This window comes from Undibacterium hunanense (assembly GCF_014284335.1).
GTDB classification, from domain to species: Bacteria; Pseudomonadota; Gammaproteobacteria; order Burkholderiales; family Burkholderiaceae_D; genus Undibacterium; species Undibacterium hunanense.
In genome coordinates, this window is sequence record NZ_JACOGF010000002.1 from 522,151 (window position 1) to 536,237 (window position 14,087).

14 protein-coding genes and 1 pseudogene are annotated in these 14,087 nt (G+C 52.1%); 8 read left to right on the top strand and 7 right to left on the bottom strand.

Features of this window, described 5'->3' with window-relative positions:
- Positions 1-7 precede the first annotated feature (7 nt).
- A complete protein-coding gene (locus H8L32_RS05460) occupies positions 8-526 on the bottom strand; it encodes a DUF2271 domain-containing protein (protein ID WP_186946145.1) in 519 nt (172 codons plus the stop codon).
- A 60-nt stretch (positions 527-586) separates the two neighbouring features.
- Positions 587-1,228, bottom strand: a complete 642-nt coding sequence (locus tag H8L32_RS05465; RefSeq protein WP_186946146.1) for a PepSY-associated TM helix domain-containing protein — start codon at positions 1,226-1,228, stop codon at positions 587-589.
- A gap of 291 nt (positions 1,229-1,519) precedes the next feature.
- Between H8L32_RS05465 and glmU the strand changes: the two genes are divergently transcribed.
- A complete protein-coding gene (gene glmU / locus H8L32_RS05470) occupies positions 1,520-2,884 on the top strand; it encodes a bifunctional UDP-N-acetylglucosamine diphosphorylase/glucosamine-1-phosphate N-acetyltransferase GlmU (protein ID WP_186946147.1) in 1,365 nt (454 codons plus the stop codon).
- A gap of 88 nt (positions 2,885-2,972) precedes the next feature.
- On the opposite strand, the gene H8L32_RS05475 is transcribed toward glmU, so the two are convergent.
- A complete protein-coding gene (locus H8L32_RS05475; protein ID WP_186946148.1) occupies positions 2,973-3,737 on the bottom strand; it encodes a hypothetical protein in 765 nt (254 codons plus the stop codon).
- 377 nt (positions 3,738-4,114) lie between these two features.
- On the opposite strand from H8L32_RS05475, the gene H8L32_RS05480 reads away from it, so the two are divergent.
- A complete protein-coding gene (locus tag H8L32_RS05480; RefSeq protein WP_186946149.1) occupies positions 4,115-5,164 on the top strand; it encodes a porin in 1,050 nt (349 codons plus the stop codon).
- A gap of 106 nt (positions 5,165-5,270) precedes the next feature.
- Here the strand turns inward: H8L32_RS05480 and H8L32_RS05485 are convergent, their stop codons facing one another.
- Genes H8L32_RS05485 through H8L32_RS05495 form a run of 3 tightly spaced genes read right to left on the bottom strand, consistent with a single transcriptional unit; the run spans position 5,271 to position 7,471 of the window.
- Positions 5,271-6,089 (bottom strand): SDR family oxidoreductase, encoded by an 819-nt coding sequence (locus H8L32_RS05485; RefSeq protein WP_186946150.1) that lies wholly within the window; start codon positions 6,087-6,089, stop codon positions 5,271-5,273.
- Positions 6,086-6,841 (bottom strand): class II aldolase/adducin family protein, encoded by a 756-nt coding sequence (locus tag H8L32_RS05490; protein WP_186946151.1) that lies wholly within the window; start codon positions 6,839-6,841, stop codon positions 6,086-6,088. The genes H8L32_RS05485 and H8L32_RS05490 overlap by 4 nt, the downstream gene beginning before the upstream one ends.
- A gap of 39 nt (positions 6,842-6,880) precedes the next feature.
- Positions 6,881-7,471, bottom strand: coding sequence for an HD domain-containing protein (locus tag H8L32_RS05495; protein ID WP_186946152.1), 591 nt, complete (start codon positions 7,469-7,471; stop codon positions 6,881-6,883).
- 121 nt (positions 7,472-7,592) lie between these two features.
- Here H8L32_RS05495 and H8L32_RS05500 point away from each other — a divergent pair, with 121 nt between their 5' ends.
- From H8L32_RS05500 to H8L32_RS05510, 3 genes are all read left to right on the top strand, one after another.
- Entirely contained in the window at positions 7,593-8,291 is a 699-nt protein-coding gene (locus H8L32_RS05500; RefSeq protein ID WP_230412063.1) for a Crp/Fnr family transcriptional regulator, read from the top strand.
- A 91-nt stretch (positions 8,292-8,382) separates the two neighbouring features.
- Positions 8,383-9,216, top strand: coding sequence for a substrate-binding periplasmic protein (locus H8L32_RS05505; protein ID WP_230412064.1), 834 nt, complete (start codon positions 8,383-8,385; stop codon positions 9,214-9,216).
- A gap of 52 nt (positions 9,217-9,268) precedes the next feature.
- Entirely contained in the window at positions 9,269-10,102 is an 834-nt protein-coding gene (locus tag H8L32_RS05510) for a substrate-binding periplasmic protein (RefSeq protein ID WP_329605155.1), read from the top strand.
- Between the two features lie 7 nt (positions 10,103-10,109).
- Here the strand turns inward: H8L32_RS05510 and H8L32_RS05515 are convergent, their stop codons facing one another.
- A complete protein-coding gene (locus tag H8L32_RS05515; RefSeq protein WP_186946153.1) occupies positions 10,110-10,571 on the bottom strand; it encodes an Lrp/AsnC family transcriptional regulator in 462 nt (153 codons plus the stop codon).
- Between the two features lie 156 nt (positions 10,572-10,727).
- Between H8L32_RS05515 and glmS the strand changes: the two genes are divergently transcribed.
- The 3 genes and pseudogenes from glmS to H8L32_RS05530 form a co-directional block, all read left to right on the top strand.
- Positions 10,728-12,545, top strand: a complete 1,818-nt coding sequence (gene glmS / locus H8L32_RS05520) for a glutamine--fructose-6-phosphate transaminase (isomerizing) (protein ID WP_186946154.1) — start codon at positions 10,728-10,730, stop codon at positions 12,543-12,545.
- A 169-nt stretch (positions 12,546-12,714) separates the two neighbouring features.
- A complete protein-coding gene (locus H8L32_RS05525) occupies positions 12,715-13,110 on the top strand; it encodes a hypothetical protein (protein WP_186946155.1) in 396 nt (131 codons plus the stop codon).
- A gap of 400 nt (positions 13,111-13,510) precedes the next feature.
- A pseudogene (locus tag H8L32_RS05530) lies at positions 13,511-13,843 on the top strand (glutamine--fructose-6-phosphate transaminase (isomerizing)); the annotation flags it as partial.
- Positions 13,844-14,087: the final 244 nt, after the last annotated feature.

A 14,087-nucleotide genomic window follows, 5' to 3' on the forward strand; every position in this document is an offset into this window, starting at 1 on the left:
GCCTGATTTATTTGATGGTCACAGCAATGGCACCCAGTTCATGACTGCCCTGGGCCTTGAGGTTTTGTTCACCCTTGGCTTGCCACTGGAATGGCACTTTGACGACTTCACGGCCACCGCCTTCACGTGCTGCTTCGACGATCAACTGGTAATCACCCGCTGGCAAATTGGCCAGCACACCCTTGTTGCCGGCAAAGCTCAGGGTTTGTTCACCCGTGGTGCGGGTTGCGCCACTGAGGCCATCGACAGGCATCTGCAATTCGCGGCCACTGCGACGCCACCATTGACGCAAGTCCTTCAGCCATTTCGTGCCTTCATTGTCGCGTTTTTTCATGTCGTACCAGACTGACAGGTTGCCGGCAAAAGTCTGGTCTGGTTTTTCCAGCCAGATGGCGACATAGGGCTTGTGGTATTCCGCCACTTTCAGGGCAGGTACTTCCACTTTCAGAGTCAGGTCGGCCGCAACGGCATTCATGGCCTGAGCGCCGAGCAGGCTGGAGATAGCAAACGGGAGCAAATTACGCATGGGTGAACAACCTTATGATGAACAATCAATAAATAAACTAAAGATAAACTCAGGATGAAACTAATGGATAAACATCAGGGCAAGCAAAAACGGTGCGACCAGGCCAAATACCACCAGCGGCCAGGTACTCGGACGTTTGCTGGCATGCATTTTCAGCAGGAATAATCCGGTCACGCAAAAAATCAGGCAAGCGACGGCAAATGCATCGATAAACCAGTTCCAGGCAGTGCCGGTATTGCGGCCCTTGTGCAGATCATTGAAATAGGCAATCCAGCCACGGCTGGTCAACTCATATTCGATATCGCCGGTATCGAGTGCAATGCGCATCCAGGCATCACCACCAGGGCGGGGCAGGCCGACATACACTTCTTCTGGTGACCATTCTGGTACTTGCCCGTTGACCTGAATATCCAGCTCATGGCCCAGCCAGTCTGTCACCGGGGTGGGCAGCAAGGCATCGTCAGTGTTTTTCAGGGCCAGCAATTGATCCAGCAAGGCCGATGGCAATTGCCCGTTCTTCTTGCTGATTACCGGATGCGCCTCAATCTGGGCAGAATGGTTCAGCGTAATGCCAGTGGCGGCAAACAGCAGCATGGCAACCAGGCACATGGCGGAACTGATCCAGTGCCACTGATGCAGATGACGCAGCCAGAAGGCCCGTTTTTGTTGTAGTGGCAATGGATCGGAACTGGTTGGCTGCATGTCGTAAATCTAAGTAAATCCAAAAAAGCAAAAAATAAAGCGTATGGCTGCTTATTCTAAATGATAATTATTCTCAATTGTACATGAGTCAGCTTTCGCAGAACAGGATGAATTGTACTTTTTTGTATCTTGCCAGAATTAAAAGTGCATTAAAGGTCTGACAAAAACTCGACAAAAACCCGGCGGCTACGGGTTTAATCCGTGTTTGCCAACTACCTGGTAAGTATCTGGCACGGGGCGGAGCGGTCCCGCGTGATAAAATTTTCAGGATATTCACTTTCTCTCTACACCATGAACGTCGTCATTCTCGCTGCCGGTATGGGCAAACGCATGCAGTCTTCTCTGCCCAAGGTCTTGCATGGTCTGGCTGGCAAGCCCTTGCTGTCGCATGTTATCGACACGGCACGCCAGCTGCACGCCAGCAATATCTGCGTTATCTATGGACATGGCGGTGAGCAAGTGCCAACTGCTGTGGCTGCCGATGACTTGCGTTTTGCCCGCCAGGAACCACAACTGGGTACCGGCCATGCCGTGGCGCAGGCAATCCCAGTACTGGATGACAGCGTACCCACGCTGGTTCTGTACGGTGATGTGCCGCTGACCACCCCCGCCAGCCTGGCACGCCTGGTTGCCGCTGCCGGTAACGACAAACTGGGCATCCTGACAGCACACATGGCTGACCCTACTGGTCTGGGACGTATCGTCAGGGAAAATGGCAATGGAAACATCGTGCGCATTGTCGAACAAAAAGATGCGAATGAGGCAGAGCGCCAGATTACCGAAATCAATACCGGCATCATGCTGGCACCGACCGTGCAGTTGAAATCCTGGCTGGGTCAGTTGTCGAATAATAATGCGCAGGGTGAATATTACCTGACCGACATCGTCGCCTTGGCAGTTGCCAGCGGTGTCGAAGTGGTATCGGCACAACCGGATGCCATCTGGGAAACCCTGGGTGTCAACAGCAAGGTGCAACTAGCCGAACTGGAAAGAACCCATCAACTGAATATCGCCCGCCAGTTACTGGAACAGGGTGTGACCCTGTTTGATCCGGCGCGCATTGATGTACGTGGCCATTTGCAATGCGGGCGTGATGTCAGCATCGATGTTGGTTGTGTGTTTATTGGTGATGTCGTGCTGGAAGAGGGGGTCAGCATAGGGCCTCACTGTGTCATTCAGAATGCACGCATCGCGGCAGGCGCGGTGATCAAGGCGTTTTGTCATATTGAAGGGGCAATCGTTGGCCCCACATCACAGATAGGGCCGTATGCGCGTTTGCGCCCCGGTGCAGAATTGGCCGAAGATGTGCACATCGGCAATTTCGTTGAAGTCAAAAATAGCCAGGTCGCGGCGCACAGCAAGGCCAATCACCTGGCATATATAGGCGACGCCACCATAGGCAGCCGTGTGAACATCGGCGCCGGTACCATCACCTGCAATTATGATGGCGTCAACAAAAGCCGTACCATCATCGAGGATGATGCTTTCATCGGCAGCGATTCCCAACTGGTGGCGCCAGTGCGGGTGGGCAAGGGCGCGACGCTGGGTGCTGGTACTACCCTGACCAAGGATGCACCGGCCGGCAAACTGACGGTATCCCGCCCCAAGCAATTGACGATTGATTCCTGGCAAAGACCAGTAAAAATCAAGAAATAAAGTCTTGCGACCTGTGTGCTTGCGGTCTTGATGGATGCTGACCGCAAGCTCAGGGTATATTTTCATTGGCATTGATCAGGACAAGTGATCAGGACAGTTTCTGCAACAGTTCAGTCGCGCTGCGTGATTGCGGCGCATTGTTTTTTACGATTTCTGTCAAAAACTTTCTGGCATCATCTGCACGTTGCTGTTCCATCGCCAGTGTGGCGGCACGCAACCATACGGCACCACGGAAGTTCAGGTCAGTCTGGGAAAACTGCTGGGCGCCCAGCACTTCATTCAACAATTGTTCGCCTTGCTGCTTGCGGTTCATGATGCGTGGTACGGCCAGGAAAGTGCTGGCAGCGACAAAACGTACTTCCAGCGCAACCGGTACCGAACCATGCATGGCCTGGCTGTTGCCAGCCAGTTGCAATGCCTGTTCCACCATGGCGGTGCCATCTTCCAGCGCTGTCGTTTTTTCTCCTTTTGCTATTTTCTCCAGCGAGGATTTGGCCGTCGCTGCGCCTGCATACGACATCAGCAAAGGGTTGCCCGGTTCTTGTTTCAGCAAATTGTTAAAGCTGCTGGCGGCATGTTGGCTGGCTTGTCGCGCGGCATCAATTTCTGCCTGGCCGACGGAATTGACGTAATCCTGATTCAACCAGGTGCTGACGGCATTGGCAACATATTGATCGTGGCTGATTCCTGATTCGGGGCCGGAGCCGGGGCTGGCTATCAGTTGCTTTACCGCAGCACGAAATTCTGTTTCAGAAAAAGCCATGGCATTGCTGGCAGAAAAGATTGCCATGCTGGCTACCAACACCAGTTTTTTGGTGGTGATGTGATTGAGGACAGATGTGATTTTGTTCATGACGGACTCCATTTTTCAAGTGTGTTTCGGGGTTGTTGGGTGACTGCAGGGACAGATTAAGACGCAGGGACACAGACCACCACCGCAATGAGATCAAGCGCTGGAAAATGGTGTGAAAGCAGCCAAAACCGGCGCGAGCGGAATGGGAAATCTGGTACCTACCTGCAAATAATTCATGCTGCAAAGAGGCTTTTTTGCAACAGCATATCGCCCGGCAAGGGGGAAAGCCCGGCATAGAAAGGCAACTGAAAGCTTCCATTCCTTACCCTGTATACAGGGCGTATTGAACTGTTTGTATTCACATCACAGGTCAGCACGACCTGGACTACATGACGCGCATGTCGTCTGCAAAATAAAATTTCTAAAGGAGAACAGCAATGAAAAAGCTACTCGGCGCCGCAACGCTGGTATGCATGGCAAGTGCAGCACATGCACAATCAAGTGTGACTGTATATGGTCTGATTGATGCCAATATCACTTACAACAACAATGCTGATGCAAATAAAAACAGCCAGTTCAAACTCAATAGTGGTGGCATGAATACATCGCGCTTTGGCCTGCGCGGTAGTGAAGATCTGGGCAATGGCCTGAAAGCCATCATGCAGCTGGAAGGCGGCGTCTTGCTGGATACCGGCGCATCCGATGGTGACATCTTTGGCCGTCAGGCGAATGTGGGTTTGCAGGGTGATTTTGGTCGTATTGTTGCTGGTCGCTCATACAGCACCACCTATGATTTCATTTTGCCATTTGACCCTATGGGCTATGCGCCGCAGTATTCCTGGGCAACTTCTGCCGGTGCCACGGGCAACCGCAAAGACGGCATGCTGACTGGTGTTTCCAATCTGCTCAAATACCAGTTTGATGGCAAGGGTTTCAAACTGGGAGCAACCTATGGTTTTGGTGAAGTCGCTGGCAATACGTCAGGCAACGCCAAATACATCCTGGCTGCCAGTGCATTTGATGGTCCATGGGCTGCCGTCATCACTTACGAACAAAACAATAGCTCACCGATAGCCAACGGCTCTTACGACCAGGCCAAGGTATTGCATCTGGGCGGCACCTATGATCTGGGTGATGCCAAGCTGTTTGTCGGTTACCGCAATTTCAAGAAAACCCTGGCTACCGGCGCAGCCGATCAGCGTAGTGATACCCTGTGGCTGGGTGCCAATTATGCAGTGGCTCCGGCATGGACACTGACAGGTGTGTACTACTATCAGGACATCAAGAATGTAGCGCCAGGTGCAGATGCTGACCCGGGTTTGCTGGTATTGCGTGCCCGGTATGCGCTGTCGAAACGTACTGACATCTATGTTGCCACCGGCTATGCCAAGGCCAGCAATAACAAGCTGACAGGTGTATCACGTGATGATGCCGGTTTTGCGACCAACCAGTCGTCAGCGACGGTAGGTATTCAACACCGCTTCTGATCGATTCTGATCGTTTCTGATCAAGTCGTGCGGTAGAAAACTGAATGGCCTGAGTTGCGATTGCAGCTCAGGCCATTTTTGCTTCTGAAATTGTTTGTTCATGACCCTAATGCGGCCTGACTTCTTTCTTCAGGGCCGCCATCGCCATTTTTTCAACCAGGCCTGGTGCAATCAGTTTCAGCCAGCGTCCCAGTTTGCCCTTGAAGGTCATGACCACTTCGCGGTCGCCGCGTTCATAGCCGCGTATGATCAGGGCGGCGCATTCTTCTATCGACATGGCGTCGTCTTCTTTCAGACCACTGCTGCCAGCAGCTTCGCCTGCGGCGTTATAACCGTGATAGCGGATCTGGGTGGCAACTACGCCAGGGTAAGCCAGCGTGACCCTGACGCCCGAACCTCTTAGTTCTGCACGCAGGCTTTCAAAAAAACCGACCATGGCAAATTTGCTGGAACTGTACGCCGTGCGGCCTGGTACACCGATCAGGCCAGCCAGCGAAGAAACGGCAACGATGGAACCACGGGATTTTTTCAGGTAAGGCAGTGCCGCATGCGTGCACCAGATACTGCCCCAGAAATTGATACGCATCAGTTCCTGGTACCAGCCCAGGTTATCTACCTCTTCAAACAGCGCCTGTGCAGATTTACCGGCATTGTTGATCAGCACGTCTATGCTGCCAAACTGTTCGACGGCAGCTTCAATCAACTGGCGGCAATTCGATTCCATGCCGACATCGGTTTTCACCACCAGCGATACGGCACCGAATGCCTTGCATTCGGCAGCCACTTTTTTCAAGGCATCCTCATTCCGTGCGGCCAGCACCAGTGCCAGCCTGGCGCCATGGGTACGCGCCAACTGACGCGCCATTTCTGCACCTATACCATCAGAACTGCCGGTGATGATGACGACCTTGTGTTTTCCATTCATGTTTTATAACTTTCATCCATGCGATCCAGTTTGCGTATCAGGGATGGCCATACAAACGCGCCACCCAATCCACCCGTCTGCACACGCATGGCTTCAGACACCCCTTTGACGATCAAGGGATTGACGTGAACCAGTTCACCCCCAGCCTGCGCTGCCAGTTGTATCTGGCAGGTAGCTTCGAAGGTGTACATCGACAGGAAGGCATCGGCGATCGATTTGCCCACTGTCAACAAGCCATGATTGCGCAACATCAGAAAGTTAGCCTGTCCCATGTCAGCTTGCAAGCGCGGTTTTTCATCTTCCCTGAAAGCAACGCCCTCATAATCATGATAAGCCAGCGATGCCAGCACAAAAGTCGATTGCTGCGACAGCGGCAGCACCCCGCATTTTTGTGCGCTGACAGCCACCCCGGCGCGGGTATGCGTATGCAATACGCATTGCACATCTTCACGTGCGGCATGCACGGCGCTGTGGATCACAAAGCCTGCCGGGTTCACCGGAAAAGGTGAATCAATCACCTTATTGCACTGCTGATCCACCTTCACCAGAGAGGATGCCGTGATTTCATCAAACATCAGGCCATACGGGTTGATCAGGAAATGATGTTCAGGGCCGGGGATACGGGCACTGATATGGGTGAATACCAGATCGCTCCAGCCGTAGGCGGCGACCAGGCGGTAACAGGCGGCCAGATCGACGCGCAATTGCCATTCTTCTGCGCTGACCTGATCCTTGATTGAGGCTATGTTCATGCTATCTCCAGTGTTGTTTTTTTGGTCAACTTGCTTTGCTTATTTGCTGACGGGTTCGCTGATGGCGGTTTTGTAGATCGTGTTACGTGGCCTGCTGAATAACTGTTTCAGCATCGGTTCAAATTCCACCAGTGGAAAAGTTTCTGCGTGCGCATCAAATGAAGGGTTATCGTACAAAGCGCAAAATTCTGCCGTGCGTTCAAAGTGGGGATGCTGACGGAATTGCTCGCGCATATCCCTGTCCATGCCGATGTGGTGGAAGAAATAATGTCCCTGGAAGATGCCATGGTTTTGCACCATCCACAGATTGTCTTCAGTGACAAAGGGCTTCAGGATGGCTGCCGCAATATCCGGATGGTTGAAAGAACCCAGGGTATCGCCAATATCATGCAGCAGCGCGCAGCATACATATTCATCATCACGGCCATCGCGCAAGGCACGGGTGGCTGTTTGTAATGAATGGGTGAACCGGTCTACCGGGAAACCGCCGTAATCACCTTCCAGCAGACGCAAATGCTTGATGACGCGATCTGGCAGGTTTTGCGCAAATTGCATGAATTCGCCACCGATGACTTGCCAGTCTTCTTTGCTGCTGTCCTCCATGCGGACAAATTGGGCATGATGTTGCATGTGACTGTCTCCTCAGTAAATGCTTGTCGGCATACCTTACAACGCTGTTCTTATCTTAAACTGTCAAATATTTTACAATTGGACATTTACATAATTCTGTCCTGATTTTAATTTGATACCTATGCTAACCATGACCCCTGACGACAGTACCATGCACATCCTGCTGGGTGATCCCTGGTTTGCTGCCCTGCCTGCGCGGGATCGCAAGGCTATGGTAGCCGCAGGCGAGCATTTGCGCTTGCGGCCTGGTGAAATGCTGTTTCGCCAGGGGGATATGCCCAGCGGTTTTTATGCTGTCATCAGCGGCAGTATCAAGATGTCGACGCTGAGCGCAGGCGGGCGCGAAGCCATACTCATCATTCTGGATGCCGCTACCTGGTTTGGTGAAATTTCATTGATCGATGGCGAACCACGTACCCATGATGCAACCGCACTGGATGAAGTCGAGTTGCTGGTCTTGCCACCGGCTATCTTTACCGTCCTCATGCAAAGAACAGTCTTTGCCACAGCCATTGCACAAATGCTGGCACGACGCATACGCCTGTTATACGGTATCGTGGAAGATGGCGGCTTGCGATCGGTCAGGGCCAGGGTGGCACGTCGCCTGTTATTGCTGGCAGATGTCGCCAACCGTCAGCAGGGCGAGAATGCCCTGGTCAAGGTCACGCAGGAATCGCTGGCGATGATGCTGGGTATAACGCGCCAGACCCTGTCGAAAGAATTACAGTTTTTCAGCCAGAATGCCTTGATCAGGCTGGCTTATGGCAAGATAGAAATACGATCGGAAAGCAGGCTGGCCAGTTTATGCGACAAAGATTAATTTTGTTAAATTTTCTTGAGTGAAATGTTTCTTTGCGAAAAACGGCGTTCTGGTCTATTGTAGACAAACTCCTTGTTTCAGGCGGGCTGTGATGAATTTCCTGACAAAATGGCATGGCATGCGCTTATTCGGTGGCTTTCTTTGCCTGCTGTTGAGCAGTATGGCAGTGCAGGTGCACGCTGCCTGTTCGCGTGTCATCAATGCCCCCGTTGCCGCGCAGGGGCATAGCGTCATAGTTAGCGGCGACAGCATCACCGGCATTTATCCCGATATTTTTAAAGGTCTTGCTTCCAGGGAAACCTGTCAGTTTCATTTTTCTGCCGTACCCAGGGCCAGGCTGGAACTGCAGTTTGAAAACGGCCAGGCAGATATCCTCTTTCCCGCCATTCGCACCAACCGTCGTGATGAGCATGGCATTTTCGTGCCCCTGATCTATACGCGTGCCACCCTGATATCGATACAGTCAGCGCGCACGGTCATACACAGCCAGCAAGAACTGCTGGACCAAAAGAACCTGAAAGTGGCGCTGGTACGTGGCTATGACTACGGCGAAGCCTATCAGGCCATTTCGGCTGAGCTTGGCCGTCAGGGCAGACTGATCCTGGAAACCGATGCCGTTTCCGTAGCACGGGTGTTGAAGGCCGGTGTGGCCGATATAACCATCATGGCCCCATACATTTTTGCCGGTGCCGTGCAGGCCGATGCCAGGGTCGATGATTTATCCGAAAAATTACGCTTTGAAGCCATCCCCGAATTGCCCTGGGGCGATAGCGGTGTCTACCTGTCCAAAAAATCGCTGACCCAGGAAGACCGCAATGCCTTGCAGGATATGATGGAACGTGCAGCGCGTTCAGGCATGGTGTGGAAAGGGTTTTTACGCTATTACAAGCCAGAGGTATTGAAAGAAGGGAACCGTCCTCGCTAGACGGCAGCCATGACGGATGGCTGTTTTTTGATATGCACTGCAGATGAAATAAGTGGGCAACATACCAATGGGTTTTGACAGGAATACGGCGCTACTGCGCATCTTGTTGTTCTGTAGCTTCAGTGCCGTGGGCCTACAGGCCCTGGCGGCCTGTTCACGCCTGATCACTGTACCGGTGGCAGCCACAGGGCGTAGCGTCATGATCAATGGCGAACAGATTGATGGCATTTACCCGGACATATTACGTAACCTGAATGAGGCTTGCAAATTCACCTTGACCGCCGTACCCAGGGCAAGAATGGAATTGATGTTTGAAACCGGGCGGGCCGACCTGCTCATCCCTGCCAGCAGAACCCCAAAACGTGATGAACATGGCATTTTCATTCCCATGATCTATAACAGGGCCACCCTCATTTCTGTGGACAGCAACCGCCCCATCATTACGTCAGCACAAGATCTGCTGGATAAAAAAGACCTGAAAGTGACACTGGTGCGCGGTTTTGACTATGGCCCGGCCTACCAGGACCTGATCAGGGAACTAAACAAGCAGGGCCGCCTGTTCTTTGATGCTGATCCGCTATCCGTTGCCCGCCTGCTAAAGGCTGGTATTGCCGATATCACCATCATGGCACCTTCAATACTTGCCGGTGCCATGATGGACGATGCGCGCGTGCAGGACATGCTCGACAAGCTGCGCTTTGAACCTATCCCCGAATTACCCTGGGGTGATAGCGGCGCCTATATTTCAAAAAAATCATTAAACAATGAAGACAGGGCCGCATTGAAAGACTTGCTGGAACAAGTTGCCAAATCCGGCACAGTCTGGAAAGGCTTCTTGCGTTATTACCCCGCCAACGTCTTGAAAGAAAGCATACGCCCGCGCTGATAAGGTCTTACAGGGCAATGCCGGTTTCAAACTTGCTACGCAAGATAGAAAAGAAACTGCGCACATTACGCACATTGGCATGTGTGGCAAACAGGCGGTGCGCCAGTGCATGGTAAGCAGCCATATCCGCTACTTGTATCACCAGTACAAAATCTGGCCCGGGCGATATCCGGTAGCATTGTTGCACGGCGATTTCCTGCGCCACCAGTTGTTCAAACTCCAGCAGTTTTTCTGTCGCCTGATGATCAAGCGTGATTTCCACAATCGCCGTCAGACCTGCTCCCAGCCTGGCAGTATCCAGTATCGCCACCTGGCGGGCAATAATGCCCTCGTCAGTCAGCCGCTTGACGCGACGCAGACAGGTTGGCGGTGACGCATGCACCCGCAAGGCCAGTTCATGATTGGTCAGGGATGCATCCTTTTGCAATTGTTGCAAGATACGCTTATCCAGCTCATCGATGATAAACATGTGACTAATTATTTCTTAAAATACCGATAAATGAAATAATAGTTCAAATAAGAAATTGATGTTCTTTAAATTTCAATAATGATTAAATTTTGAAAGAAAACATCATGCCATCTGCTTTAGCATGAACACATATCAATTCTTTTATCAGAGGTCACCATGTGCGGTATCGTCGGCGCAGTTGCTCAACGCAATATCACCCCCGTCTTGCTCGAAGGCTTGAAACGGCTTGAATACCGTGGCTATGACTCTTGCGGCGTCGCCCTGCATGTAGATGGCCACCTGCAACGCTCACGCAGCACGTCCCGCGTGGCCGATTTGCAGGCACAGATAGACCAGTCCGGCCTCGCCGGTTTCACCGGCATCGCCCACACCCGCTGGGCCACCCATGGCGCACCATCTTCATCGAATGCCCACCCGCATTTTTCACGTGACCGCATTGCCCTCGTGCACAACGGCATCATAGAAAACCATGAAGAACTGCGCGCAGAACTAACACAGGCTGGTTATGTATTTGAAAGCCAGACCGACACCGAAGTCATCGCCCACCTGATAGACCACCTGTATAGCGGTGATTTGTTCGACACCGTGCAAATCGCCATCAAGCGTTTGACAGGCGCATTTGCCATCGCCGTATTTTGCCGCGACGAACCACACCGCGTCGTTGGCGCACGCCAGGGGTCCCCATTGATCGTTGGCGTCGGCCAGGGCGAAAATTTTCTCGCATCCGACGCCATGGCGCTCGCTGGCACCACCGACCAAATCATCTATCTCGAAGAAGGCGACGTGGTAGACCTGCAATTGCAAAAAGTATGGATAGTCGATAGTGAAGGCAAATCCGTCCAGCGCGAAGTAAAAACCGTACACGCCCATAGCGGCGCAGCAGAGCTGGGCCCTTACCGTCACTACATGCAAAAAGAAATCTTCGAGCAGCCACGCGCCATTGCCGACACGCTGGAAGGTGTCATCAGCATCATGCCCGAACTGTTTGGTGACGGTGCCTACAAAGTTTTCAAGCAGATAGACTCGGTCTTGATACTCGCCTGCGGCACCAGCTATTACGCCGGCCTGACGGCCAAATACTGGATAGAAGCAATCGCCAAAATCCCAGTCAATGTAGAAATCGCCAGCGAATACCGCTACCGCGAAAGCGTGCCCAACCCCAATTCACTGGTCGTCACGATATCGCAAAGTGGCGAGACGGCAGACACCCTGGCCGCGTTGAAACATGCACGCAGTCTGGGCATGCTGCACACCCTGACCGTCTGCAACGTCGCCACCAGCGCCATGGTGCGCGAATGCGCCTTGTCATACATCACCCATGCCGGTGTAGAAGTAGGTGTCGCATCGACAAAGGCTTTCACCACACAACTGGCAGCACTCTTCCTGCTGGCGCTGTCACTCGCACAAAGCAAAGGCCGCCTCAGCGAAACTGACGAAGCAGAACACATACGCGCCCTGCGCCACCTGCCCGTCGCCATCAGCGCCGTGCTGGCGCTGGAACCACAAATCATTTCCTGGGCAGAAGAATTCGCCCGTAAAGAAAACGCACTCTTCCTCGGCCGCGGCCTGCACTACCCCATCGCCCTCGAAGGCGCATTAAAACTCAAAGAGATTTCCTACATCCACGCCGAAGCTTACCCGGCAGGTGAACTCAAGCACGGCCCCCTGGCCCTGGTCACCAAGGAAATGCCGGTGGTGACCGTCGCCCCCAACGATACCCTGATAGAAAAACTCAAATCCAACATGCAGGAAGTCCGCGCCCGCGGCGGTGAACTCTACGTCTTCGCCGACGCCGACTCCCGCATCACCTCCAGCGAAGGCGTACACGTTATACGTCTGCCAGAACACTACGGGCAGTTGTCACCAATATTGCACGTAGTGCCACTGCAATTGCTGGCGTATCACACGGCATTGGCACGGGGGACGGATGTGGATAAACCGAGAAATCTTGCCAAAAGCGTCACGGTTGAATAATGTATGATGAATGCCATTATCACTAGCGAAAATAAAGTTGGCTGAATCGCTTACTCCCTAAGCTACGCGAACTGGTAGAGTTGCACCAGTAATGTAAAGTGCTTGACCGCCGACAGGCTGCTGTTAGCCATAAGCCGTCAGTCAAATGTACTTAAAAACCATTTAACTTATGTACGAAGTTGAAATTATCCGATTCCAGCCGGTGCACATAAAGCAGGAGTTCTCGTTTTCCAGCGCAGTTGAAGCGACAAAAGTGGCTCTGGAGCTTGACGATGAAACCTCGTTTATTGTTATTGCGGATATTCGTGGCAATGCATGTTGGGGGGAATTTCTCGTGTGGCGCTCTGAAGGACGTGCTCTGGTAAGGCTTAACGAGCATAGAGAACACTTTGCGTCATATCGAGACATATCTGCTATTCAAACGAGCGACGTCAGCTTCCTAGATGACGACGGTTCTGTATTCGATATACCACTCGCTAACACGGTTAGTGTTGAATCAGCCAAGGAGGCATTATTGCATTGGCTTCTTACAGGGGAGGCAACAATTGCTTTGCTTTGGTCATAGAATGGCTTTCGGCGGATTGCAGACAGTGAAACGACGCAATGAATTTCAACGCAAATAGTTGATATTAGCGCGCTCTGAAGTTGCTTGTTGTGACCGCCCTTGTCGGTATGTTCGGAAAATAATTTGTCTACATGTTCGCCGGCGGCATTGATGAAGCAGTGCCCCATATGCTGGTATCGGTGCAATGGCGCAGTCGCTGAGGGCGGTTACCCGTGGACACCTTAATTCAATGGCGGATTCACTGTGCTTGAGCTTCCTTCAAAAGAAGACGCCATCGCCGAGCTGCACGTCTTGGCAAAGCTTGCAACTGTGATCTGGAGCTTAGGGTATTTGGGATTGATAGAGCCTTGAGGTCGGAGTGTTGGCGTACATTTGGCTGGCATTATGAAATGCTTGCTTCGGGACAGTGAATTCAAGACCCCTAGCCCTGGTCACCAAGGAAATGCCTATGGTGACAGCCATCCCCAACGGCACTCTGATAGAAAAACTCAAGTCCCACATGCAGGAAATCCACGCTCACGGTGGCGAATTCTATGTCTTCGCTGACGCCGACTCCTGCATCACCTCCAGCGAAGGCGCACACGTCAGCCGCCTACCAGAGTATTACGGCCAACGGTCACCGGTCACCGATATTGCACGTGGTGTCGCTGTAATTGTTGGCTTACCAAACTGCGCTGGCAAGGGGGATTGATATGGATAGCGGAGTTTAGCTAAGAGTGTGACGGTGAAGTAGGTGGGGGCTGGGAATCAGCGAAAAAATTAAAGCTCTCTGAGCAAAGAAAGTTAAAGGAAACTAACTTTTAAGCTGGTAGCGCTATACTGCATAAGAAACTAGCTGCGAATTTAAATTAATTTGCATCAAAAATCAGTCCGACATACCATAATAAAACGAAGTGACTTACACGTGAGTTTAGTGATATGGCGAAATTACAATGGTTATGCCACATCAATTTATTGTAAATAAGTAAATAAAAGGC

What these genes read in the sequence shown, in the direction of transcription:
- H8L32_RS05495 (WP_186946152.1), bottom strand. Translation starts at nt 7,471, where the DNA reads ATGCAACATCATGCCCAATTTGTCCGCATGGAGGACAGCAGCAAAGAA.
- glmU (WP_186946147.1), top strand. Translation starts at nt 1,520, where the DNA reads ATGAACGTCGTCATTCTCGCTGCCGGTATGGGCAAACGCATGCAGTCT.
- H8L32_RS05515 (WP_186946153.1), bottom strand. Translation starts at nt 10,571, where the DNA reads ATGTTTATCATCGATGAGCTGGATAAGCGTATCTTGCAACAATTGCAA.
- H8L32_RS05485 (WP_186946150.1), bottom strand. Translation starts at nt 6,089, where the DNA reads ATGAATGGAAAACACAAGGTCGTCATCATCACCGGCAGTTCTGATGGT.
- H8L32_RS05525 (WP_186946155.1), top strand. Translation starts at nt 12,715, where the DNA reads ATGTACGAAGTTGAAATTATCCGATTCCAGCCGGTGCACATAAAGCAG.
- H8L32_RS05460 (WP_186946145.1), bottom strand. Translation starts at nt 526, where the DNA reads ATGCGTAATTTGCTCCCGTTTGCTATCTCCAGCCTGCTCGGCGCTCAG.
- H8L32_RS05505 (WP_230412064.1), top strand. Translation starts at nt 8,383, where the DNA reads ATGAATTTCCTGACAAAATGGCATGGCATGCGCTTATTCGGTGGCTTT.
- H8L32_RS05475 (WP_186946148.1), bottom strand. Translation starts at nt 3,737, where the DNA reads ATGAACAAAATCACATCTGTCCTCAATCACATCACCACCAAAAAACTG.
- H8L32_RS05465 (WP_186946146.1), bottom strand. Translation starts at nt 1,228, where the DNA reads ATGCAGCCAACCAGTTCCGATCCATTGCCACTACAACAAAAACGGGCC.
- H8L32_RS05480 (WP_186946149.1), top strand. Translation starts at nt 4,115, where the DNA reads ATGAAAAAGCTACTCGGCGCCGCAACGCTGGTATGCATGGCAAGTGCA.
- H8L32_RS05490 (WP_186946151.1), bottom strand. Translation starts at nt 6,841, where the DNA reads ATGAACATAGCCTCAATCAAGGATCAGGTCAGCGCAGAAGAATGGCAA.
- H8L32_RS05500 (WP_230412063.1), top strand. Translation starts at nt 7,593, where the DNA reads ATGCTAACCATGACCCCTGACGACAGTACCATGCACATCCTGCTGGGT.
- glmS (WP_186946154.1), top strand. Translation starts at nt 10,728, where the DNA reads ATGTGCGGTATCGTCGGCGCAGTTGCTCAACGCAATATCACCCCCGTC.